The organism is Brenneria roseae subsp. roseae (assembly GCF_003115845.1).
GTDB classification, from domain to species: domain Bacteria; phylum Pseudomonadota; class Gammaproteobacteria; order Enterobacterales; family Enterobacteriaceae; genus Brenneria; species Brenneria roseae.
In genome coordinates this window covers 129,292-152,756 of sequence record NZ_KZ819027.1, presented here as the reverse complement: position 1 = coordinate 152,756, position 23,465 = coordinate 129,292, and the positions used below count along the sequence as shown (strand labels likewise).

Annotated in this window: 21 protein-coding genes and 1 pseudogene; 8 read left to right on the top strand and 14 right to left on the bottom strand. The window is 53.4% G+C overall.

All coding sequences use genetic code 11. The annotated features are described in order from the left end of the window. Positions 1 to 400 precede the first annotated feature (400 nt). The 4 genes from DDT52_RS09900 to DDT52_RS09885 all read left to right on the top strand — a co-directional run bounded on the left by DDT52_RS09900 (position 401) and on the right by DDT52_RS09885 (position 5,410). The gene (locus tag DDT52_RS09900) at positions 401 to 1,945 is read left to right on the top strand and encodes an ABC transporter substrate-binding protein (protein WP_136156191.1); all 1,545 of its coding nucleotides are present in this window, start codon (positions 401 to 403) and stop codon (positions 1,943 to 1,945) included. A 14-nt stretch (positions 1,946 to 1,959) separates the two neighbouring features. Then, positions 1,960 to 2,946 (top strand): ABC transporter permease, encoded by a 987-nt coding sequence (locus DDT52_RS09895; protein ID WP_136156318.1) that lies wholly within the window; start codon positions 1,960 to 1,962, stop codon positions 2,944 to 2,946. Between the two features lie 63 nt (positions 2,947 to 3,009). Next, on the top strand, positions 3,010 to 3,831 hold the full coding sequence (locus tag DDT52_RS09890; RefSeq protein WP_136156190.1) for an ABC transporter permease: 822 nt from the start codon (positions 3,010 to 3,012) through the stop codon (positions 3,829 to 3,831). Beyond that, entirely contained in the window at positions 3,824 to 5,410 is a 1,587-nt protein-coding gene (locus DDT52_RS09885) for an ABC transporter ATP-binding protein (RefSeq protein WP_136156189.1), read from the top strand. Before DDT52_RS09890 ends, DDT52_RS09885 begins: the two co-directional genes overlap by 8 nt. 22 nt (positions 5,411 to 5,432) lie before the next feature. Here the strand turns inward: DDT52_RS09885 and DDT52_RS09880 are convergent, their stop codons facing one another. The 7 genes from DDT52_RS09880 to pyrB all read right to left on the bottom strand — a co-directional run bounded on the left by DDT52_RS09880 (position 5,433) and on the right by pyrB (position 11,640). Further along, positions 5,433 to 6,170: a proteasome-type protease gene (locus tag DDT52_RS09880; protein WP_136156188.1), complete on the bottom strand. Its 738-nt coding sequence runs from the start codon at positions 6,168 to 6,170 to the stop codon at positions 5,433 to 5,435. Positions 6,171 to 6,192: 22 nt separating this feature from the next. Beyond that, positions 6,193 to 7,017 carry a transglutaminase family protein gene (locus tag DDT52_RS09875; protein ID WP_136156187.1) on the bottom strand — a complete coding sequence of 275 codons (825 nt, stop codon included), beginning with the start codon at positions 7,015 to 7,017 and terminating at the stop codon, positions 6,193 to 6,195. Next, complete coding sequence (locus DDT52_RS09870) at positions 7,014 to 7,943, bottom strand: alpha-E domain-containing protein (protein WP_109053855.1); 930 nt, start codon at positions 7,941 to 7,943, stop codon at positions 7,014 to 7,016. The genes DDT52_RS09875 and DDT52_RS09870 overlap by 4 nt, the downstream gene beginning before the upstream one ends. Continuing rightward, complete coding sequence (locus DDT52_RS09865) at positions 7,937 to 9,376, bottom strand: circularly permuted type 2 ATP-grasp protein (protein WP_136156186.1); 1,440 nt, start codon at positions 9,374 to 9,376, stop codon at positions 7,937 to 7,939. The genes DDT52_RS09870 and DDT52_RS09865 overlap by 7 nt, the downstream gene beginning before the upstream one ends. Before the next feature lie 311 nt (positions 9,377 to 9,687). Beyond that, positions 9,688 to 10,074 carry a 2-iminobutanoate/2-iminopropanoate deaminase gene (gene ridA / locus DDT52_RS09860; RefSeq protein ID WP_136156185.1) on the bottom strand — a complete coding sequence of 129 codons (387 nt, stop codon included), beginning with the start codon at positions 10,072 to 10,074 and terminating at the stop codon, positions 9,688 to 9,690. A gap of 148 nt (positions 10,075 to 10,222) precedes the next feature. Next, the gene (pyrI, locus tag DDT52_RS09855; protein WP_109053858.1) at positions 10,223 to 10,687 is read right to left on the bottom strand and encodes an aspartate carbamoyltransferase regulatory subunit; all 465 of its coding nucleotides are present in this window, start codon (positions 10,685 to 10,687) and stop codon (positions 10,223 to 10,225) included. Positions 10,688 to 10,704: 17 nt separating this feature from the next. Beyond that, entirely contained in the window at positions 10,705 to 11,640 is a 936-nt protein-coding gene (pyrB, locus tag DDT52_RS09850) for an aspartate carbamoyltransferase (protein ID WP_136156184.1), read from the bottom strand. Between the two features lie 431 nt (positions 11,641 to 12,071). Here pyrB and DDT52_RS09845 point away from each other — a divergent pair, with 431 nt between their 5' ends. Continuing rightward, entirely contained in the window at positions 12,072 to 12,539 is a 468-nt protein-coding gene (locus tag DDT52_RS09845; RefSeq protein ID WP_136156183.1) for a NanQ anomerase/TabA/YiaL family protein, read from the top strand. A 60-nt stretch (positions 12,540 to 12,599) separates the two neighbouring features. On the opposite strand, the gene argF is transcribed toward DDT52_RS09845, so the two are convergent. Further along, positions 12,600 to 13,607, bottom strand: coding sequence for an ornithine carbamoyltransferase (gene argF / locus DDT52_RS09840; RefSeq protein WP_136156182.1), 1,008 nt, complete (start codon positions 13,605 to 13,607; stop codon positions 12,600 to 12,602). Positions 13,608 to 13,629: 22 nt separating this feature from the next. Beyond that, positions 13,630 to 13,677: pseudogene (gene argL / locus DDT52_RS21495) on the bottom strand (putative translational regulatory protein ArgL); the annotation flags it as partial. 92 nt (positions 13,678 to 13,769) lie between these two features. Here argL and rraB point away from each other — a divergent pair. Continuing rightward, complete coding sequence (gene rraB / locus DDT52_RS09835; protein WP_136156181.1) at positions 13,770 to 14,195, top strand: ribonuclease E inhibitor RraB; 426 nt, start codon at positions 13,770 to 13,772, stop codon at positions 14,193 to 14,195. 78 nt (positions 14,196 to 14,273) lie between these two features. Here rraB and DDT52_RS09830 read toward each other — a convergent pair whose 3' ends face one another. Continuing rightward, the gene (locus DDT52_RS09830) at positions 14,274 to 14,777 is read right to left on the bottom strand and encodes a GNAT family N-acetyltransferase (protein WP_136156317.1); all 504 of its coding nucleotides are present in this window, start codon (positions 14,775 to 14,777) and stop codon (positions 14,274 to 14,276) included. A 364-nt stretch (positions 14,778 to 15,141) separates the two neighbouring features. Here DDT52_RS09830 and DDT52_RS09825 point away from each other — a divergent pair, with 364 nt between their 5' ends. After that, positions 15,142 to 16,323 (top strand): YjgN family protein, encoded by a 1,182-nt coding sequence (locus DDT52_RS09825; protein WP_136156180.1) that lies wholly within the window; start codon positions 15,142 to 15,144, stop codon positions 16,321 to 16,323. 9 nt (positions 16,324 to 16,332) lie between these two features. Continuing rightward, positions 16,333 to 17,367, top strand: a complete 1,035-nt coding sequence (locus tag DDT52_RS09820; protein ID WP_136156179.1) for a M48 family metallopeptidase — start codon at positions 16,333 to 16,335, stop codon at positions 17,365 to 17,367. 57 nt (positions 17,368 to 17,424) lie between these two features. On the opposite strand, the gene DDT52_RS09815 is transcribed toward DDT52_RS09820, so the two are convergent. The 4 genes from DDT52_RS09815 to pepA all read right to left on the bottom strand — a co-directional run bounded on the left by DDT52_RS09815 (position 17,425) and on the right by pepA (position 23,184). After that, positions 17,425 to 18,075: a DUF421 domain-containing protein gene (locus DDT52_RS09815; protein WP_136156178.1), complete on the bottom strand. Its 651-nt coding sequence runs from the start codon at positions 18,073 to 18,075 to the stop codon at positions 17,425 to 17,427. A gap of 192 nt (positions 18,076 to 18,267) precedes the next feature. Continuing rightward, the gene (locus DDT52_RS09810; protein ID WP_136156177.1) at positions 18,268 to 21,123 is read right to left on the bottom strand and encodes a valine--tRNA ligase; all 2,856 of its coding nucleotides are present in this window, start codon (positions 21,121 to 21,123) and stop codon (positions 18,268 to 18,270) included. 12 nt (positions 21,124 to 21,135) lie between these two features. Then, on the bottom strand, positions 21,136 to 21,585 hold the full coding sequence (locus DDT52_RS09805; RefSeq protein WP_136156176.1) for a DNA polymerase III subunit chi: 450 nt from the start codon (positions 21,583 to 21,585) through the stop codon (positions 21,136 to 21,138). 87 nt (positions 21,586 to 21,672) lie between these two features. After that, positions 21,673 to 23,184: a leucyl aminopeptidase gene (gene pepA, locus DDT52_RS09800; protein ID WP_136156175.1), complete on the bottom strand. Its 1,512-nt coding sequence runs from the start codon at positions 23,182 to 23,184 to the stop codon at positions 21,673 to 21,675. Between the last annotated feature and the right edge of the window lie 281 nt (positions 23,185 to 23,465).

Genomic DNA, 23,465 nt, shown 5'->3' with positions numbered 1-23,465 from the left:
ATTTTATTGATGTAGAGCAAAGAAAATAGCATGTCGAAGACAATTCATACTTGAACAAAATATAACCATAAAAGCAGCGCTGCCGGCAAAGGCTTGGTATATGCGGTGTTGCAATGGATTGCCGGTATTTAGCTATCAAGGCATCTAGACATCCAGAAGTGCTTTCAGTAATGTGTTCATAATTTTTTTATTAATGCATCAGCGTAGTGACGATGGCGGAAAGCGTTCTGATTCTTGGACAGAGGATAGGATGTGAACGGGGCGCACAGACGCGTCTTCTCGTCCGTCAACGTGGTCACGCGGCGATAAAATCGCCATAACACGTCATAAGTGTATTTTTGATAACGATAATAACCATATCACTCCACGAAAGATGGAATAACGAAGGGAATATAACATCATGAATCGCCGTCATTTTATTAAGGGTGCCTGTGCTGTTTCCGTTGCCGCCGCGACAGCGGGCTGGCCGTTGGGCTATGCCTGGGGGGCGCAAGCCGATGAGACGCCGAAAAAAGGCGGGCATCTGATTGTGGGAGTGGATAACGCTTCCAGTACCGATCGTCTGGATCCTGCGTTCTGGTTTGAAACCTACATGTATTTTGTCGGCTCCCAACTGTTCAATAATTTGGTGGAACTGGATGAACAAGGGGATCTCATCCCATCGCTGGCTGAATCCTGGGACAGCTCGGAAGGCGGTCGCCTGTGGATTTTAAAAATCCGTTCCGGCGTCCAGTTCCACGATGGTCGTCCGTTGACGGCGAAAGATGTGGTTTACTCGCTTAATCACCATCGTGGCGAAACATCCAGCTCGGCGGTAAAAGGCTATCTGGACCCGGTCACGTCGCTGGAAGCGACGGGGGCGCTTGAAGTGACCATTCGCCTTAGTGAGCCGAACGTCGAATTTATTGCATTGCTGGGTGATGTGCATTTCGCCATTACGCCGGAAAATGAATCCTTCGATAAAGGGATCGGCACCGGCGCCTTTATTCTGGAAAGCTTCCAGCCGGGCGTGCGTACGCGGGTGAAACGTAATCCGAATCACTGGAACAGCGAACGCGGACATGTCGATTCGGTGGAAACGCTGGCGATGAACGATTCAACCGCACGCGTGGCCGCGCTGGTCAGTGGCTCCGCGCACATTATCAACCGCGTAAACCCGCGTATTGTCAGCCGCATTGAAAATATGCCGAATCTGCAACTGCTGCGTTCACGCGACGCGTTTATTTTCACGTTCCCCGGCCTGGGTAACGTCGCGCCTTTCACATCGCAGGACGGGCGTCTGGCGTTGAAGTACGCCATCGATCGTCAGCAGATCGTCGATACCGTGCTGGGCGGTTACGCCAGCGTGGCGAACGACAACCCGATTTTCCCGTCGAATCGCTATTTCGCCAAAGACATTCCACAGCGTCCTTACGATCCAGAAAAAGCCAAATACCACTGGCAGAAAGCCGGATTCAGCGGCCCGCTGGTGTTGTCCGTCGCCGATGCCGGTTTCCCCGGCGCGGTGGATGCGGGTCAGCTCTATCAGGCATCAGCCCAGCGTGCCGGTATTCCGCTCACGGTGGAGCGTGTGCCGGACGATGCTTTCTGGGATAATGTCTGGATGAAGAAACCGTTTGTGTCTTCCAACTGGTCAATGCGACCGACGGCTGATGCGCTGCTGTCGCTGGTATTTACCAGCAAAGCGCCGTGGAATGAGTCTTTCTGGCATGAACCTGCGTTTGACCAACTGGTGGAATCCGCGCGTGGCGAACAGAATGAAGACAAACGGCGTCAAATCTACCACGATATCCAACTGATGTTGGTGGAACAGGGCAGCGAGATTATCCCGTTGTATGCTGATGCGCTGGATGCGTGCAGCACTAGAGTCAGAGGACTGAACGCGGTTCCTGGCTTCCCGCTGAGTGGCAACCGTGCTGCGGAGAAAGTGTGGCTGGCAAGCTGAATACAGGTAACCTGATGTCAGGTAATGGCGGGTTTTTTAGCGATCGTTTTCCACTGCTGGCGATGATTTTACGTCGCCTTGTGGTGGGCGTTCTGATGATTGTCGTGGTGTCGGTGCTGATTTTTGCCGGCATTCAGCTGTTGCCGGGGAATCCGGCGACGGCCATTCTGGGGCAATCCGCCACGCCGGAAGCGGTGAAGGCGCTGAACCTGCAATTGGGGCTCGATCAAAGCGCGCTATCTCGTTATCTCTCCTGGTTGGGCGGAGTATTGCGGGGGGATTTCGGGCAGAGCTTTACCAGCCGTCAGGATATCGCCCCCGTGCTACTCTCGCGCCTTGAAAATACGCTGTTTCTGGCAGGCGTCACCGCTGCGGTGGCGGTGCCGCTCGCCTTGTTGATGGGGTTTCTTTCCGTGCGCTATCAGGGGAGTTGGCTCGATCGATTATTAAGCCTGTTTACCCGCACGGCGGTGGCGCTGCCGGAGTTTTTCTCGGGTTATCTTCTGATCCTGATTTTCTCTATCACGCTGTTCTGGCTGCCCAGCAACAGCAGCGTGAGTGAAGGCATGCCGTTATCATCGCGGTTGACCGCGATAGCCTTGCCCTGCATCACGCTGGTACTGGCGGTGTTGGGTCATATGAGTAATATGACCCGCGCGGCGCTCATCAGTGCGCAGAGCGCCGCCTATGTTGATACCGCCTTGCTGAAAGGCATCTCGCCTTCTGGTATTTTACTCCGCCATGTGCTGCCGAATGCCTGGGGACCGATTATCAACGTCATCGTCCTGAATCTGGCTTATCTGATGGTCGGCGTGGTTATTGTAGAAAACGTCTTCGTTTATGCCGGACTGGGACAGTATATGGTCGATAGCATCAGTAAACGCGATATGCCGGTGATCCAGGGATGTGCGCTGGTGCTGGCGGCGATTTATATCTTGCTGAATCTCCTTGCGGATGTGGTCGCGCTGATCGCGAATCCTCGTTTGCGTCATGCTCGTTGATTCCCGGGGCAGCGTAAGCCACGTGGGAGAATGCAATATGTTAAGAGAAATGGATTCTACCGAATGCCTGCGATAAAACCTTCCGCGCTGCTCGGCCTGTCAGGGCTGAGCGTTTTTATTTTGGTGGCGTTGCTGGCGCCGTGGATTGCCCCGTATCCGGCTGAACAGGTGATCGGCGGCGCCTGGCTGGGGCCGATGGATAACGCCCTGCTGGGGACGGACAATCTGGGCAGAGATCTGTTCTCACGGTTGATCTGGGGAACGCGAACCTCGCTGGCGGTCACGGCTATGGCGGCGCTGCTGGCTTTTTTGCTTGGCACGCTGCTGGGATTTCTGGCGGGCGTGTGTGGCGGTTGGGTGGATCAGCTGATTTCCCGTGTGAACGATGTGCTGATGGCGATCCCGACGTTGATTCTGGCGCTGGTGGTGCTGGCGATGCTGCCGAAGAGTACGCTGACCATTATTCTGGTGCTGGGGGTGCTTGAGGCCACGCGGGTATTGCGTGTGGCCCGTGCGCTGGCGGTGGACATCGCCGCGCAGGAATTTATTGAAGTCGCGCGGATGCGCGGCGAATCCATGCGCTGGATCCTGTGGCGGGAAATTTTGCCTAACGCATTGACCACGCTGGTGGCGGAGTTTGCCATGCGGTTTATTTTCATTCTGCTGTTTCTGTCCGCACTGTCATTTCTTGGCATGGGGATCCAGCCACCGACGGCGGACTGGGGGGGACTGGCGCGCGACAATAAAGACGGCATCCTGTTTGGCGTCTGGGCGGCGCTGGTGCCGGGGGCGGCGATCGCCCTGCTGGCGATTTCGCTGAATGCGGTAGCCGACTGGCTGCTGAGCCGCAACGAACGCAACTGGCAGGGAGGCCGACATGGATGATTTATTGCGCGTTGAGCAGCTTTGCGTTGTGGCGGGCGACCAGACGCTGGTGCAGGACATCTCCTTCAGCCTGAAAAAAGGTGAAGTGCTGGGGCTGATTGGCGAATCCGGCGCCGGGAAATCGACCATCGGGCAGGCTATTCTCGGCCATTGTCGTCATGGCATGCGTATTCAGCACGGCAATATCTGGTTGCAGAATATCAATCTGGCCGCGCTTACGGCGCGGCAGCTGCGAAAAATCCGCGGTATGCGCATCGCCTACGTGGCGCAATCTGCCAGTGCGGCGTTTAATCCGGCGCAAGCCATCGGCGAACAGGTGATTGAGGCCGCCGTGCGTCATCATGTGTTGTCCCGCAAGCAGGCGATTGAACGGGCGCTGACGCTGTTCGGTCTGCTCTCTCTGCCGGAGCCCGCGGTGTTTTTCAAGCGCTACCCGCATCAGGTATCCGGCGGACAACTTCAACGCGCAATGATTGCCATGGCGATGTGCGCCGGGCCTGAGCTGATTATCTTTGATGAACCGACGACGGCGCTGGATGTCACCACGCAGTTGGGCGTACTGAAAGCCATTGACGACATTATTCGTTTAACCGGCGTCGCCGCGCTTTATATCAGTCACGATCTGGCCGTGGTTGCTCAGCTCAGCAACCGCATCATGGTGTTGCGCAACGGCCGTCAGGTTGAAACCGGAGAAACGGCGCAACTGCTGGCTCAGCCAAAGGAAGACTATACCCGCCAACTGTTGCAGGTAAGAGGCGGGCACCGGCAGCCTCTGCCGCCGCCGGATGCTACCCTGCTGGATATCCGCACGGTCAGTGTTCATTACGAGCGTCAGCGCGTACTGGCGTCGGTTTCGCTGCAACTTGGCCGCGGACGGACGCTGGCGGTCATTGGTGAATCCGGCTCGGGAAAATCGACGCTGGGGCGTGCGGTCTGTGGGCTGATCTCTCCGACAAGCGGTGACATTTTGCTACATGGCGAGCGCCTGCCAGCCCGATTGGCGAAGCGTACCCGTCAGCATTTGCAATCAATACAAATGATCCATCAGCATCCTGATACCGCGTTGAATCCACGTTTGACGGTAGGGGTGCAGATTGAACGCACCATCGCCTGTCTGACGGACTTACCTGCTGTGCAGCGGCGTATACGCGTTGGTGATTTGCTGCATCAGGTTGGGTTGCCGGCGACGGTTGCCGAACGCTACCCGGCATCGCTTTCCGGCGGTCAGAAGCAGCGCGTTTGCATCGCCCGGGCGTTGGCGGCTTCACCGGCGGTGATTGTCTGTGATGAACCGACGTCTGCGCTGGATCCGCTGGTGGCGCGGGATGTACTGGCGCTATTGGCGCAGATTCAGCAGGAAACCGGTGTCTCTTATCTGTTTATCACCCACGATCTCCATGTTGTCCGGGAAATCGCGGACAACGTGGCGGTATTGAAAAACGGGCAGATTATTCGTCAGGGCGCGGTGGACGAAGCGCTATCGCCGCCGCTGGATGATTATACCCAACGGTTGTTGGATGCCGTACCGGAAATGCGCTGCGGCTGGCTGCGGGAAGTGATGGACGCCGCTGACGCATAGCCTTCTGGTGGTCGTGAAGCGGCTATTTTTGTCTCTCAGGGAAGGGAGGAAGCTGACGGAATGTGTTCAGCAATCCTTCCGCCCACGCCTTGCGGATGGTGGCAAAATAGGGGTTATTCTCGGTGATTCGCTGTTGTTCGCTGACGTCAAAACTGTTGTTGCGATAAATCATGACGTCCAGCGGCAGCCCGACGGACAGATTGCTGCGCAGGGTGGAATCGATGGAGATTAATGCACAACACATCGCCTGTTCCAGCGGCGTATCCATACTCAGCACCCGATCGATAATCGGTTTACCGTACTTGCTTTCGCCGATTTGGAAATAAGGCGTATCGCGGGTGGCTTCGATGAAGTTGCCTTCAGGGTAAATATGGAATAACCGCGGTTCTTCATCGCCAATCTGGCCGCCCAGCAGCAGATTACAGCCGAAGTTGGTATTGCTGCCGCTCTGCTGGGACTGGCTATCGCGATAAATCACTTCACGCACGGTTTCTCCCAGCAGCGTGGCGGCGTCATACAGGGAATTGACCTGCATCAGGTTGGGCGTGTGCTGTGCCTCAATGCGGGCGTTGAGCAGGCTGATGATACTCTGCGTGGTGGCCAGATTACCTGCGCACTGAATCACCAGAACTCGTTCACCTTCATGATGAAAAACATGAAGTTTTTTGAACGTTGCAATGTGATCGACACCGGCGTTGGTGCGGGAATCTGAAGCAAATACCAAACCGTCGGACAGACGCATGGCCACACAGTACGTCATAGATACCTTCTCGTTAAAAAATTTACTGTTGCTGCTGTACCTGTTGCTGTTGTTCAAACAGGCGTACTTCAGCCTCTGAAAACATCTCTTCACACCCGCCGCCAAGCCGTGTCCCGCGTACCGGACAGGCATCCAGATAATCCATGCCCACCGCCAGCCACAGGTGTTGATGGAGCTCCCGGGTGTTATTGGTAATATCAAATCCCTGCCAGCGACCGTCCAGCCAGACTTCGGCCCAGGCGTGCATCGCCACGTGCTGGGTATCCTGACTATACACATAGCCGCTTACATAGCGGGCCGGGATATGCAGGCTGCGGCAACAGGCCAGAAAGACGTGGGTGTGATCCTGACAGACGCCTTTCTGCATGGCAAACGCGACGGCGGCGGTATCCTGAACCTGCGTCGCGCCGGGAGTATACGGCATTTTCAACTGTAATTCCGCCATCAGCGTATTCAGGCTTTCTTCCGGTGCGTCGGGCCGATAATAGCGCATCGCAAACTCACGAATGCTGCTATCAGCCTCGGTCAGCGGCGTGGCTCGCAGAAACACCAGCGGTGATAAGGGATCAGTCTCATTACTGTGATAAACCTCTTCTGCGTTATCGGCGATTTCTACCACGCCTTGAGCGTGAATCGTGATGTCGTGATGCGGAACATCGAGGGTCAGCACGTGCAGAACGTTACCGTAGGCGTCGGTGGTGGCAACGGCCGAGGCGGGCAGCGTCAGTTTCCATTCCCGAATCTGCTGGCGGGCCGAGTTCTGCGGCGTCAGGCGCAGGTACTGGGTGCTGAATTTCACTTCCTCATCATAGTGATAATGCGTCAGGTGATTGATGGTGAGTTTCATAGCGCCTCCAGATAGGTATGACGGATGCTGTCAGCCAGTTCATTGATTTTGCCGATAAAATTATTGAGATAAAGGTGCAGATCGTCGGCCAGAATGTCATCCAGCGTGCTGAAGCGCAGCTCGACGTGCAGCAGGTGGGCGAGACGATGGGGGACCTTGGCCCGCTGACTACCAATGGCTTCCAGTTGCTGTACCAGATCGCCCACGCAGGCGTGCAGCGAACGCGGAACATCCTCACGTAATACCAACAGTTCGGTCACGGTTTCACGGCTCATCGGCTGGCGATAGATACTGTGGTAGGCTTCCCGCGCGCTGACCGATCGCAACAGCGTATCCAGCCGATAATATTCTCGCACCGGATCGGGATCGCTATTCAACTGCTGGTCTTTCACGTTGAGCAACTGCGCGGTGGCGTAAGCTCGCTCTATCAACGTTCCAAGACGAATAAAGCACTGCGCATCGTTACGCAGCAGCGTGCCGAACATGGCGCCCCGGAACAGGTGAGAACGCTCTTTCACCCAGTCAAAGAACGCATCAATGCCAATTTTATCGACCCCTTGATGGCGCAGGTTGCGGATATCAATCCGGGTGGTGTTAATGCACTCCCAGACTTCGGAGGACAGACTGCCGCGCACGGCATGGGCGTTGTTCCACGCCATCTCGATGCAGTTGTAAATGCTGCTCGGATTCTGGCTGTCCAACGCAAAGAAGTTCAGCAGGTTATTCATCGAAAAACGAACGTAGCGTTGCTGAAACAGCTCGTGGGTGTAGGTCAGGTTGAGCGGCAGCGCCAGATCGTTCTGCTGCTGGCTGTGGCGCGGCATCATGGAGAGTTTATAGGTCACATCCAGAACGCGGGCGAGACTTTCCGCCCGTTCCAGATAACGGGCCATCCAATAGAGTTCACTGGCTGTGCGGCTTAGCATGATTCATCCTCCTCCATGACCCAGGTGTCTTTCGTACCGCCGCCTTGCGACGAGTTGACCACCAGTGAACCTTCCGTGAGCGCCACGCGGGTCAGACCGCCCGGCACCAGACGGATCTCCTCGCCAAACAGCGCGAACGGGCGCAGGTCAATGTGGCGGGGAGCCAAACCATCTTCGACAAAGGTGGGACAGGTGGAGAGCGCCAGCGTTTCCTGCCCGATGTAATTATGCGGGTTTGCCAACAGGCGCTGCCGGAAGTCGTCTATCTCCTGACGCGAGGCCCTCGGGCCAACCAGCATGCCGTAGCCGCCCGCGCCGTGGACTTCTTTCACCACCATACTGGCCAGATTGTCGAGCACGTAGCTCAATTCTTTGGGATCGCGGCACTGCCAGGTCGGAATATTGCCCAGAATCGGTTCTTCGGACAGGTAGAAGCGGATCATATCCGGCACATAGGGATAGATGGACTTATCGTCCGCCACCCCGGTGCCAATGGCATTGGCCAGTACCACTCCACCCGTGCGATAGACCGACAACAGGCCCGGCACGCCGAGCATCGAATCGGCGCGGAACGCCAGCGGATCGAGGAAGGCATCGTCCACGCGGCGATAAATAACGTCCACCTGACAGGGGCCTTCCGTGGTGCGCATATAGACCGCGCCTTCCTTGACGAACAGGTCGGCGCTTTCCACCAGTTCGACCCCCATTTGCTGAGCCAGAAAGCTGTGTTCGAAGTACGCACTGTTAAAGCGCCCCGGCGTCATCACCACAACGGTAGGATCGTCGACGGGCGTGCTTTCACGCAGCGTTTGCAGCAGGTAGCTGGGGTAGCGTTCGACAGGTGCGATATGCTGTCTGGCAAACAGATCCGGGTAGAGCCGCATCATCATTTTGCGGTTTTCCAACATATAAGAGACGCCGGAAGGGGTCCTCAGGTTGTCTTCCAGTACGTAATAATTGCCGTCGTTGTTACGCACCATATCGATGCCGGTGATATGGGCGTAGATATTGTTGTGCAGATTGACTCCCTGCATACAGGGCTGGTACTGATCGTTCGCCAGCACCTGCTCGCTGGGAATAATACCTGCTTTGAGAATATGTTGTTGATGGTAGATATCGTACAGAAACGCGTTCAGCGCCTGTACCCGCTGACGGATACCGCGATCGAGCTGTTGCCATTCATGGGCCGGAATAATGCGCGGCACGCTGTCGAAAGGAATTAAACGCTCGGTTCCTCCTTCTTCACCATAAACGTTAAAGGTTATCCCAACCCGATGAAACAACAGCTCGGCCTGTTCCTTTTTCTGACGGATTGCCTGCTGATCGGTCTGTTGTAACCATTGCCAATAGGAGTTGTAGTGCTGACGTTGTTTGCCTTCCTCCGAGATCATCTCGTCGTAGTAAGGCGCAGTCGGAAGTTTCATTTTTATCATTGTCATCCCCAGGCATCACGCTTGATAGCGATAATAGGACAATGCATAAAATGCGCCATTTTGACAAAGTGCGCGTCCGTCATTGTTTAGTGAAAAATTTTGCACACTGATGGGGCGTTTTATGAATGGCTATGCACCATAGCCATTCATGTCAGGGGCGATGCGGTGAGAGAGAACGAAAAAATTACCGGGAGAAATTTTTTAACGTCACCGGGTGACGGCCCACAGGGTGACGGGCAGGGGCAGGACCGCCCGTCAAAAAAGACGCTGCCAAATGGTGCGTCTTTGGGGAGGATGATCAATAACGGGGCTTAGCGACGAACGGCAATCGCTTCAATCTCGATTTTGACGTCTTTCGGCAAACGAGCGACTTCAACACAAGAACGAGCCGGGAACGGCGCTTCGTGTTCGTTGAAGAAGGCTTCATAAGCGGTATTGACGAGAGTAAAGTCGTGCAGATCTTTAACGAAGACGGTGGTTTTGACGATGTCGGAAACTTTCAGACCCGCGGCTTCCACAATGGCCTGAACATTTTCCAGAGACTGACGCGTCTGAGCCGTAATATTGTCGGCAACCAGACCGCTTTTCGGATTTACCGGAATCTGTCCGGATGTGATGATCAAGCTACCGAGGTCGACACCTTGTACATAAGGGCCAATGGCGGCTGGAGCGTGTTCAGTGCTGATAGTGCGTGACATGGTATCTCCTGATTAGGGCGTAAAAGGAACGCAGGGAGCCTATCGGGATAGGCTCTGACGCTGCCCATTATTCAAAAAAGCCCTGCATCAGGCAATGTCCGTGAGCAGGGCAATGAAAGAAAGTCGTCAGCCGCTACGCTGGTAAGGCTTAGCGATCCTGCAATACGGCCTGACGTTCGAACTCTTTCTCGCAGTATTTACACTTCAGGTGTACTTCGCCTTCCCGTTGTTTGACGCTGAACGAGGACGACACCGGCTCGCTACGGCTGATGCAGTTGCTGTTGGGGCAGGTGAGTACATCGTCAATGTGTTCCGGCAGCGTCGGCACCAGCTTGCGAACCACATCATAGTTATCAATCTGGTTAACGGTGGCCTGCGGCGCATACATCGCCAGTTGATTTGCCTGCTGTTCAGTCAGGAAGATATTTTCAATTTTAATCAGATCCTTACGGCCCAGTTGGTTCGACGGCAGATTCAAACCGATAGTAATGCGCTGGTCGGTGGCCGTCAGCTTGAACAGCGTCAGCAGCTTAAAGCCGACTTGAGCGGGAATGTGGTCGATTACCGTGCCACGTTTGATGGCTTCTACCTGTAGTTTATTATCGTGAGTCATGGCTATTCCTCTTTCTCTCACAAAACCAGTTCACTATTCAGTACCAGCGCCAGCAGAGCCTGACGTGCATAGATACCATTACCTGCCTGCTGGAAGTAGTAGGCGTAGGGCGTCGAATCCACATCGCTGGTGATTTCGTCCACGCGCGGCAGGGGATGCAGCACCTTCAGGTTTGAGCGGGCATTTTGCAGGTCGGCGGCCCGCAGAACGAACTGAGACTTGATATTGATGTATTCGGATGGGTCCAGACGCTCTTTCTGCACGCGGGTCATATACAGAATATCCAGCTCGTCCACCACGTCTTCGATGCTGTTATGCAGGCTGTAAGGTATGTTTTTCTCTTCCAGCATGGTCAGGATGTAATCCGGCATGGCCAGCGCGTCCGGCGCGATAAAGTAGAAATGGTTGCCATCGAATTTCGCCAGCGCCTGCGTCAGCGAATGTACCGTACGGCCGTATTTCAGGTCGCCGACCATGGCGATATTGATATTGTTCAGACGGCCCTGCGTTTCCTGAATGGTAAACAGATCGAGCAGCGTTTGCGTTGGATGCTGGTTGGCGCCGTCGCCGGCATTCAGGACGGGAATGCCGCCGGAGAATTTGGCTGCCAGGCGGGAAGCCCCTTCCTGTGGGTGACGCATGACGATGGCGTCAACGTACTGGCTGATGACTGAAATGGTGTCGGCCAGTGTCTCGCCTTTTTTGCCAAGCGAAGTGTTATTGCTGTCGGCAAACCCGACCACGGACGCGCCCAGACGATGCATCGCCGTTTCAAAAGATAATCGTGTTCGTGTAGATGCCTCAAAAAAACAGCTGGCAATCACTTTGTGCTTTAACAATTCTGGCTGAGGCTTGGCTTTCAGACTGGCAGCGACCTGCAAGGCCAGCTCCAAATCCTCTCGACTGAGATCGTTAATCGAAATGATGTGTTTTTGATAAAGCGGATTGACCATTGTTGTTTTTCTCCTAACGGTTGGCCCGGTAAACACTGGACTGGTAGACAGGCAAAAAAAAGCCCCTCAATTGAGGGGCTTTTTTAAACGATCGGTTGAGCAACGGAAAGGAAAACGCTGGCTGGCTGCCGGATGGCAGTCGTGGCTGGTAACCAACATCAGCAGCGGCGATTTTATTTATGCAGCAGTGCATGACCCCTCCCGGCAAATTGTCGGAAATTATACGCGCCGAGGACGCTAATTCAAGCGAAAAACGTGATTTTTTACGCATGGCAATCGGTTGCGAAATGAATATTCCCGGCATTAAAAATGAATAGTGAAACTCAGTTCACTTTTTCGGGCCAAGGCGCTGGCGGGCATCACATTTGGGGAGTATAAAGTTCTCAGCTATAACTTTATAAAACAAGGGTTCATTTTAAAACGGGGAATATATGATCACTGGCAATATCCATCACCTTGAGCTGGTTCCTTACCTGCCTGCCAAACTGCGCGATGCCATCGAATATGTTAAACAACACATCACGGCGGATACTCCATTGGGCAAGCATGACATTGACGGTAATAATGAATTCGTTCTGATTTCCAACGACAGCACTGACCTGCTGGAAAAACGCCGCGCCGAGTATCACGCCAAATATCTGGATATCCAGATTGTGCTCTCTGGTGCGGAGGGCATGACGTTCAGCAATCGGCCTGCGGGCGAACCGGATACCGATTGGCTGGCGGATAAAGACATCGCCTTTTTACCCTCCGGCGAACAGGAAAAGCAGTTTGTGTTGCAGGAAGGGGATTTCGTGGTCTTTTTCCCCGGCGAAGTACACAAACCGCTGTGTGCAGTGGGTGAACCTGCGCACGTGCGCAAAGCCGTAGTGAAGATTGACGCCTCATTGGTGCGTTGACACCGGCTGCTTTGCTCCGCGTCCTCCCCCGATCGGCGGGGGGACGCGAGGGCTGGCGTTCTAATCCTGACTTAACGTTGCCACCATTACCGCTTTAATGGTGTGCATGCGGTTTTCCGCTTGATCGAACACGATACTGTGTGCGGATTCAAAGACCTCGTCCGTCACTTCCATCCCGCCGTGCAGACCGTATTGCTCCGCCATTTGCTTGCCAAGCGTCGTTTGGTCATCATGAAATGCAGGCAGGCAGTGCAGGAATTTCACCTGTGGATTGCCCGTCGCGGCAATCATTGCCATGTTTACCTGATAAGGTTTCAGCAGCGTAATACGTTCCTGCCAGGTTTCTTTCGGTTCACCCATGGAAACCCATACGTCGGTGTAAATGAAATCAACGCCAGCGACACCAGCGGCAATATCTTCTGTCAACGTGATCGCGCCGCCGGTCTGTTTGGCGGCAGCCTGACATTCGGCAACCAGTCCGGCTTCCGGCCAACAGGCTTTGGGTGCGACCAGACGCAAATCCAGCCCGGTCAGCGCCGCCGCTTCCAGCATGGTGTTGCCCATGTTGTTGCGCGCATCGCCCACATAAGCCAGTTTTAATTGCGACAGTGGTTTGCCGGGCAGGTGCTCCTGCATGGTCAGCAGATCCGCCAGTAACTGGGTCGGGTGGAATTCATTCGTTAGTCCGTTCCAGACGGGAACGCCGGAATATTGCGCCAGTGTTTCAACAATTTGCTGGCCGTGGCCGCGGTATTGAATACCGTCGTAGATTCTTCCCAGTACGCGGGCCGTATCCTTGATCGATTCTTTATGGCCGATCTGGCTGCCGGCCGGGCTTAGATAGGTCACCTGTGCGCCCTGATCGTATGCAGCAACTTCGAAAGAGCAACGAGTTCGGGTCGAATCTTTTTCGAAGATGAGTGCGATGTTTTTGCCTTGCAGGTGGCGGATTTCATTGCCGCTTTTTTTATCGGCTTTCAGTTTGGTTGACAGGGCTAAAAGATTGGCGATTTCTACGGGGGTAAAATCCATTAATCTTAAAAAATTGCGTTTATAAAACGATTTCATGACATACATCTCCATACGGCTCAACACCAGTGGTTGAATTAAAATTCACTTTATATGTGTAATTATTCAATTTCAAGTGCTGATATCAAACTTTATAGTGGAGACCGTTGCAACGCTGTGGGACAATGACGAAATATTACGTCGATTAATGAGGACTGAGGCATGGCAAACCGCGAATTGCTGGAAGAACAACGTGAAGAGACACGCCTGATCATCGAAGAATTGCTGGAAGATGGCAGCGATCCCGATGCGCTTTACACCATTGAGCATCATTTTTCAGCGGAGAAGTTTGACGTGCTGGAAAAAGTCGCCGTGGAAGCGTTCAAGTTGGGCTATGAAGTGACGGATGCGGAAGAACTGGAAGTTGAAGACGGCATTTTGCTGATGTGCTGTGATGCGATCAGCGAAGTGGCGTTGAACGCCGAATTGATCGACGCGCAGGTGGAACAACTGTTGTCGCTGGCTGAACGTCATGGTGTGAACTACGACGGCTGGGGCACGTACTTTGAAGATCCTGATGGCGAAGACGGCGAGGATGGAGAAGACGAGGATTTTTATGACGAGGACGATGACGGGAAGCGTCATTAAGTTTTAAAGCCTGCCTCGTTCAAGGCCGCAGATGTGAAAGCATCTGCGGCTTTTTACTTTTCCGCTCGGGGTCTTCGGTTACAGCGTCTTCAACATGGTCACTTCACAGTCGGTATGACCGGTATTGCCCATGGAATGCGGGATATGCTCGAATCCAAGCGATTGATAGAGCCGGATGGCGCTGGTCAAATGTCCGGTGGTTTCCAGATAGCAGCGGCGAAAACCACGCAGACGGGCAAATTCCAGCGCCTGCAAAGCAAGTTGTCTTGCCAGCCCTCTGCCGCGTACGACGGGTAAAAAATACATCTTTTGTAATTCGCACACGTCATCATCGCCCGCTATCAGCGGAGCAATACCGCCGCCGCCAACCACTTTACCTTCATATTCCACGATCCAATAGGCGCTGTCTGGCTGACTGTACAGTGCGAACAGATTATCCAGATTCGGATCGGACACCGTGTAGCCTTTGTCCGCTGTCAAACCGAATTCAGCCGACACGCAACGGATAACGTGGGCGATGGCAGCGTTGTCTTGTGCTGTAATCGGGCGTACCCGAAGGCTGACGGGAATTGCGGTTGTCATCATGCTCGCTCTTGTCTTTTTGCTCTGGCCGTGTCAGGAATAATTTTATACCAATCTCTATCCGTCATCTTTCACGTCGCAGGTATGTTGGCTACCCGGCTCCATCCCGGGTCTTTCTCCTTCGGGACGCAGGCCGGTTGTCGCGCTGCCCTGCATCTCAACAGTTCCTGGATAGATGCAGAGTGTAATACCATTTAACCCCATTTTAATGCAATAACCGATTTTGGTTACTGTATTTTTATTTTTGTTAACAGAGATTGTCGTGCGTGGCAGGTCGTGATTTAATAAGCCGCTATTTTTACATGCTAAATGACCCTTAACGAATAAGGGTTTATGATTTATTTCTTTTAGGATGAAAGGATTTATGGATATCAATACTTCGGAAAATAAAACACTTCACCAAGTAAAATTTCATGGCAAAGGTGGGGAGTATTTCTCTATTTGGTTAGTAAATGCGTTATTAACAGCGATTACTTTAGGGATATATTCTGCCTGGGCGACCGTACGCCGCCGTCGTTATTTCTATGGGAACACGGAAATTAATGGTGACCGTTTTGACTACCATGCGCAGCCCATGCAGATTCTTAAAGGCCGCCTGCTGGTAATTGGCGGCATTATCATATTTTACGTGCTGTTGGCGCTGTCACCGGTTATGGGGACGCTGGTGTTAATCGCTTTGATGGGGTTGGTGCCGTGGATCATTATCCGCAGCTGGCGTTATAACGCCATTATGTCAAGCTATCGTGGTGTGCGTTTTAATTATCACTGCAAAACCGGCAAAGCATATTGGGTATTGTTGTTTTTCCCGATCATTTTGGTATTAGGACTCTATCTCGCGCTGCTGGCGATTGGAATGCTGGCTGGGTTGACAAATAGCCCGATGTTTACCGGTTTGTTAGCCATTGCCATTTTTATTCCAGGGTTTGCTGCTGTTAACGGCATGATTGCGATGATGCAGAGCGATCTGTATATCAATAATATGTTCTTCGGAAAGGTGGCGTTCAAAGCCGATCTGAATAAAGCGCCCTTTATTAAATTTTCTCTGATTAGCCTGCTAATCTTTATTCCTTTCCTGATCGCGGGATTGTCACTCATCAGTTCATTCCTTTTCGCCATGTTCCAGGCGGGAATGATGGGAGAAAGAACGGACGAGATGGCGGGTATGATGTTGCTGAGCAACATGTTTAATCTGATTATGATGTTTATTGTGATGGGCTTTGGGGTGCTGGTTTCCAGCAGCTACCTGGTCGTCGCCCAGCGAAACTATCTGTTTAATCAGACGGTGTTAAACGGTGATATCAAATTACGTTCCACCATGCAGACCCTGTCATACATGGGGTTGCTGATAACGAACAGTTTGATCACCGTATTTTCATTGGGATTGGCCGCGCCGGTTGCCGAAGTCCGTCACGCGCGTTATATAGCGAATTCGACAGCCATCGAAGGCGATCTGTCTCTGCTAAATGTACAGGCGCATCAAGATAGCGCAAATACGGCAGTGGCAGAGGAGGCGGTCAATGCGCTCGATCTGAATATTGGCATCTAAGGCCACATCATGATCATTGAGGGGCATTACCAGTACCCTGGACAGGCAGCCCGTGAGGCTGCCTGTCTCGATTTAAGCGATAACGGTTCGCTGCTGGTCTTGAAAACGCAGAAAGCGACCGTCACCCACCCATTGGAGCAGGTTGCTGTGTCCGATGCATTGGGTTCTATCCCTTTGACGCTCTCGTTTTCAGACGGTGGGCGCTTTGTGCCCGATAATGACCCGGCTTTTCGCGAATGGTACGAAAAACGCCGTCCGGCCGGACTGGTACATCGGCTGGAGCGTTATAAACGCGGGGTGGCGTTGACCCTGCTGGTCACGATTCTGGTTGCGTTCAGCTATGTTTATGTCGTGCTGCCCTGGGCCAGCTCGGCCATTGCGTTACGTATCCCCACCATCGTCGAGCTGCAACTCGGCAAACATACGCGAACGTTACTGCAACATAGTGATTTCAAACCTTCCGCATTACCGCCGGCCCGTCAGCAGGAAATGCAGCGGCTATTCCTGCAAGTGATACCGCCGGAAATGCGCGACGAGAGAACGCCGCTGCGTCTTGAACTGATGTCTGCCCCGATCGGCCCCAATGCATTCATGTTGGTAGATGGTTCGCTGATTATCAGCGATGATCTGGTCAAACTGGCAAAAGACGACGATGAGCTGGCTGCCGTGATGCTGCATGAGATGGGACATCATGCCCATCGGCATCCGATGCGGATGCTGGTGCGTTCTTCGCTGGTGTCATTGACGTTTATGTGGATGACGGGAGATGTCAGCGGGATTGGCGATACGCTGCTGCAATCCACTGCATTCCTGAATGAACTACAGTTTTCACGGGGGATGGAGCGGGAAGCGGATGCCTGGGCGATAGCGGAAATGCAGCGTCAGGGACGATCGCTTCAAGCGATGCAGACGATGTATCAGGCATTGATGAACCATGCGCACAACGATAATGAATCACTGGAACTGCCCGGCTGGCTGAGCACGCATCCCAATATGCAGGAACGGCTGGATGCCATCAAAGCACAAAACGCCCAGTCACAATAATCCATGTCGGCGGTGTTAAACCGCCGACCTGTGACTCAGCGAGTTGCCATTCCTGAGTTATTTCACTACCGAACCATCTTTTAAGATAAACATCAGATTTCCCCGCCAGAATTCGGCCAGAAAAATATTTTCCAGTTCAATGCCACGTCGTGATATCTCAGTGGAAAGCCAGTCTTCGTCTTTTTCTATTTCACTCAGTTCGTATTTTCTGGGTTTACCGTCTTTAACGACGATCACGGATGGCATATCCATGTCCTCGCAGACAACGGTTAGCTGTCCGTTTGGCTCAATCTGGGCGTAATTGATTTTTTGAAAAGAATAGATGCCTTGTGTATGAAGTTGTGAGGCGACGTTGATAATATCGATTTTATTTCTTTTCTTCAGAATATTGTCCATCAGAAAATGCCCTTTCTTGATGATTGGAATAGGGTCACCAATGCTGACGGAGCGAAAAAAATAAATATGTTTGCTAACGGCATTGAGCAGTGAGATTAAGCCAACGCCAATAAATAGTACGATAATGTATTGATAGAGCGGGATGCTGTCGCTATAGATAACGCCACCAATTACGCCGCCCAGTACAAAGTTGCCAATAAAGTCTACAGGCGTCATTTGCGACAGTTGTGTTTTGCCTGAAAAATTTAAATGAGCGATAACAATAATAAATCCTATTATGAATTTTAATAATACAAATCCGTAGTACTCCATTTTATTCTCCCTTACTCACTTTCTTGCCTTTCATACTGTAGGTTTGTCTACTGCGGTATAGTGAATATAGCAATATTGGACGAGATGAGCTGGCGATCTTCACGATTTACCTTCAAATGAGATTGAAGCCAGATAGCAAAGCCCTGACGTTGTCGTCAGGGCCTGTTTACAAGGATAAAGAGGGGTCGAGAGTTATAGTGCGGCGATAACCGATTGCTGTTCCAGCAGTTTTTCTTTGGCGACGGCATAGCCATCCAGTTTTTCGCGCTCTTTGGCGACAACCGCTTCAGGTGCGCGAGCAACGAAACCTTCGTTGGATAGTTTGCTCTCGATACGACCGATTTCAACTTCGATTTTGGCGACTTCTTTAGCCAAACGATCCAGCTCAGCGGCTTTATCGATCAACCCCGCCATCGGAATCAGCAGTTCTGCACCTTCGATCAGTTTGGTCACAGAAACCGGGCCTTTATCACCCGCGGGCAGCAGCGTAATGCTTTCCAGACGCGCCAGCGTTTGAATAAAGCTGCGGTTTTCGTCTACCCGGCGTTGGGCGTCGGCACTGGCATTGCGCAGCAATACATCCAGCGGTTTACTCGGCGCAATATTCATTTCCGCCCGGATATTACGCACGGCAATAATCGCTTGCTTGATCCATTCCAGATCGTTCAGCGCCAGCGTATCTTCCTGTGCGTCGTTAAATGCCGGGAAAGGCTGCAACATAATCGTGTCGCCGGCAGTCCCTTTCAGCACTTTCACCCGCTGCCAGATGGTTTCGGTGATGAACGGAATGATCGGATGGGCCAGGCGCAGCAACGCTTCCAGTACGTTCACCAGCGTGTTGCGCGTACCGCGCAGTTCCGCTTCCGTTCCGCCGTTCATCACCGGCTTCGTCAGCTCCAGATACCAGTCGCAGAACTGGTTCCAGGTGAACTCGTACAGGATATTGGCCGCGATATCAAAGCGGTAGCTGTCCAGCGCTTCACGGTAGGCTTTCACGGTGCGGTTAAATTCCGTCAGGATCCAGCGGTCGGCCAGCGACAGCTCCTTCTCTCCGCCGTTGAAGCCGCAATCCTGATCTTCGGTATTCATCAGTACAAAACGGCTGGCGTTCCACAGCTTGTTGCAGAAGTTGCGGTAACCTTCCAGACGCTTCATATCCCAGTTGATATCGCGCCCGGTGGAGGCCAGCGCGGCCAGCGTAAAGCGCAGGGCGTCCGTTCCGTGCGGCTCGATACCGTTCGGGAACTGTTTCTCGGTACGCTTGCGGATTTTTTCCGCCAGCTGCGGCTGCATCATGTTGCCGGTACGTTTTTCCAGCAATGCTTCCAGCGAAATACCGTCCACCATGTCCAATGGGTCAATCACGTTCCCTTTGGATTTTGACATTTTCTGGCCTTCTTCATCACGAATCAGACCAGTCATGTACACGGTATGGAACGGAACCTGCGGCTTGCCATTTTCATCTTTGATGAAATGCATGGTCAGCATGATCATGCGGGCAATCCAGAAGAAAATAATGTCGAAGCCGCTGACCATCACGCTGCTGGGATGGAACGCTTTCAGTTCCGGCGTCTGTTCCGGCCAGCCCAGTGTAGAGAAGGTCCACAGTCCGGAAGAGAACCAGGTATCCAGCACGTCTTCGTCCTGATTTAAGGCGATATCGTCAGACAGATTGTTTTCACGACGAACTTCTGCCTCATCGCGGCCAACGTATACTTTGCCTTGCGCATCGTACCAGGCCGGAATACGGTGACCCCACCACAGCTGACGAGAAATACACCAGTCCTGAATGTCGCGCATCCAGCTGAAGTACATGTTTTCGTACTGCTTGGGCACAAACTGGATTTCACCCTGTTCGACGGCTTCAACCGCAACTTTGGCCAGTGGCGCGGTGCGAACATACCACTGGTCGGTCAGCATCGGTTCAATCACCACGCCGCCGCGATCGCCGTAAGGAACGGTCAGGTCGTGCGCTTTGATTTCTTCCAGCAGGCCGAGTTGATCAAAGGCCGCAACGATGGCCTTACGCGCAGCAAAACGTTCCAGACCACGGAGGGATTCAGGGATAGCGCTGCTGTAGGCGGTACTGGCTTCGCCATGGGTATCGAACACTTCGGCTTCCTGACGGATATCGCCATCAAACGTCAGAATGTTGATCATCGGAAGCTGGTGACGTTTGCCGACCTCGTAGTCGTTGAAATCGTGGGCCGGCGTGATCTTCACGCAGCCGGTGCCTTTTTCCATATCGGCATGTTCGTCACCGACGATCTTGATGCGGCGGCCCACCAGCGGCAGGATCACTTCTTTACCGATAAGGCTCTGGTAACGCGGATCTTCCGGGTTGACCGCGACACCGGTATCGCCCAGCATGGTTTCCGGACGTGTGGTGGCAACCACCAGATAATCTTTGCCTTCAGCGGTTTTTACGCCGTCGGCCAGCGGATAGCGCAGGTGCCACATGGAGCCTTTAACGTCACGGTTTTCGACTTCCAGATCGGAAATCGCGGTGCGCAGTTTCGGATCCCAGTTCACCAGACGTTTGCCGCGATAAATCAGGTCTTCTTTATAAAGACGAACGAATACCTCTTTCACCGCATTGGACAGGCCGGCGTCCATGGTGAAGCGTTCACGTTCCCAGTCGACAGAGTTACCCAGACGGCGCATCTGGCGGGTGATCGTGCCGCCAGACTCGGCTTTCCACTGCCAGATTTTATCGATAAACGCGTCACGGCCGTAATCATGGCGCGTTTTACCTTCTTCGGCCGCGATCTTGCGCTCAACCACCATCTGGGTGGCGATACCCGCATGGTCGGTACCCGCCTGCCATAGCGTATTTTTACCCTGCATACGCTGATAGCGGATCAGCGTATCCATAATGGTTTGCTGGAAAGCATGGCCCATATGCAAGCTGCCGGTGACGTTGGGCGGCGGGATCATGATACTGAAGCTTTCTTTACTCGTATCGCCGTTCGGCTTGAAATAGCCTTGTTCTTCCCAGCGCTCGTAGAGCGGCTGCTCGATATCTTGCGGGTTATATTTCGTTTCCATTATGCTCAAAATTCAGTGAGTTGGCGGCTTAGCCGTAGTCAATTGAAAGCCGACGCTGCGATAGGCTTTATAGCGGTCGCGCGCCAACTGTTTCAGGGATTCTTCGTAAGGGACAAAGTCTATCACTTCATGGAAAGCGGTGGCAAAATCTGCGAAGTGAGGCAGCAGGCTGATTAGCAGATCCCGTGGGGCATTTCCGCGCCGCTCCGGCCACGCCAGTTCGACGGGCGCCCCCTGACGCGGTCCTTCTCCCGCCAGATTGTGCGGAACAAAGCTGTGGGGATCGCGTTGCCACAACGCTTCATCCAATCGCATGGCCTGCTGCTCATTTTCACAGGCAATCAACACTCGCTTTCCCGCGCGCCAACGTTCCGCCGCCAGTGTGCACGCCAGCACCTCGAAGGCGCTGAGATCGCCGCTTTTACTGTCGTGTTCAAGAAGATAGAACGTTGCGTTTTTCATTATCTACACTATTGATAAAGGCCGGAAAGTCCGGCCCGGTATTGCTGATTGAGTCAGGCGCAGATGATGGCGCCTGACAGACTGCCGTCATTCTACGTCGTTCAGTCCGGCGCGGTTAAGCAGGAATTGCGACAGCAGCGCCACCGGACGACCGGTGGCGCCTTTGGCCTTGCCTGAGCGCCATGCCGTTCCTGCGATGTCCAGATGCGCCCAGCTGTATTTGCGCGTGAAGCGTGACAGGAAGCAGCCGGCGGTAATCGCCCCGCCGGGACGACCGCCGATGTTTGCCATATCGGCAAAATTGGATTCCAACTGCTCCTGGAACTCATCGGTTAGCGGCAAACGCCAGGCGCGGTCGCCTGATTGCTCGGACGCGCCCAGCAACTCATGCGCCAGTGGGTTATGGTTCGCCATCAGGCCCGTGATGTGATGACCAAGGGCAATCACGCAGGCACCGGTCAGCGTCGCAACGTCAATCACCACGTCCGGCTCATAGCGCTCAACGTAGGTCAGGGCGTCACACAGCACCAGACGGCCTTCCGCGTCGGTATTCAGCACTTCGACGGTCTGACCTGACATGGTGGTCAGCACGTCGCCCGGACGATAGGAACGTCCGTCGACCATATTTTCACAGCCGGCCAGCACGCCGATGATATTCAGCGGCAGCGCCAGTTCGGCGGCCATGCGCATCACGCCGTAAACGGTGGCGGCCCCGCACATGTCATATTTCATTTCATCCATGCTGTCGGCAGGTTTGATGGAGACGCCGCCGGAATCGAACGTCAGGCCTTTGCCGACCAGCACAATCGGGCGGGTATCCGCAGACGGATCGCCTTTGTATTCGATGACGGACATCAGTGATTCATTCTGCGAGCCCTGGCCGACAGCCAGATAAGCGTTCATGCCCAGCTCTTTCATCTGCTGCTCGCCAATGACGCGGGTGGTGATGTTCTGGCTGTAGGTATCCGCCAGTTGACGAGCCTGCGACGCCAGATAAGCGGCATTACAGATATTTGGCGGCATGTTGCCGAGGTCTTTGGCGGCTTTAATGCCGGCGGCAATGGCCAGACCGTGCTGAATAGCCCGCTCGCCGCTGGTCAGTTCACGGCGCGTCGGCACGTTGAACACCATTTTACGCAACGGACGGCGCAGCTCGATTTTGTTGCTCTTGAGCTGGTCAAAGGTGTAGAGCGACTCTTTGGCGGTTTCGACGGCCTGACGCACTTTCCAATAGGTATTACGGCCTTTGACGTGCAGTTCAGTAAGAAAACAGACCGCTTCCATCGAACCGGTTTCATTCAGCGCGTTGATGGTTTTCTGAATGACCTGTTTGTACTGACGTTCATCAAGCTCGCGCTCTTTGCCACAGCCAATCAGCAAAATACGCTCTGAAAGAATGTTGGGTACATGGTGCAATAGCAATGATTGCCCCACTTTGCCTTCCAGTTCACCGCGGCGAAGCAACGCGCTGATATAGCCGTCGCTGATTTTATCGAGCTGTTCGGCAATTGGGGACAGGCGACGCGGTTCAAACACGCCGACGACAATGCATGCACTGCGTTGTTTTTCCGGGCTACCGCTTTTTACGCTGAACTCCATGTACTCTCCTGAATCTTAAAGACAAAGGCAGGATCAACGGATAGAATGTGACACTCCGTAATATTTTCCCGCCGTTGCGTTAACATAACCTGTGTTAATCTTAACGACGTAACGAATCTGTTTTGGTGACTATAAGCAGGTTCTGATACAACAGCTCAAACGCAGTATGTTGTAATACAGTTTTAGCTACGAAGGTTGCCACAAATGAGTATAAATGGCGAGTTAGCGAAGAAACTATCGACTTTCCTGCAAAAAGACAAGTTTTCACAGGCGTAATTAAG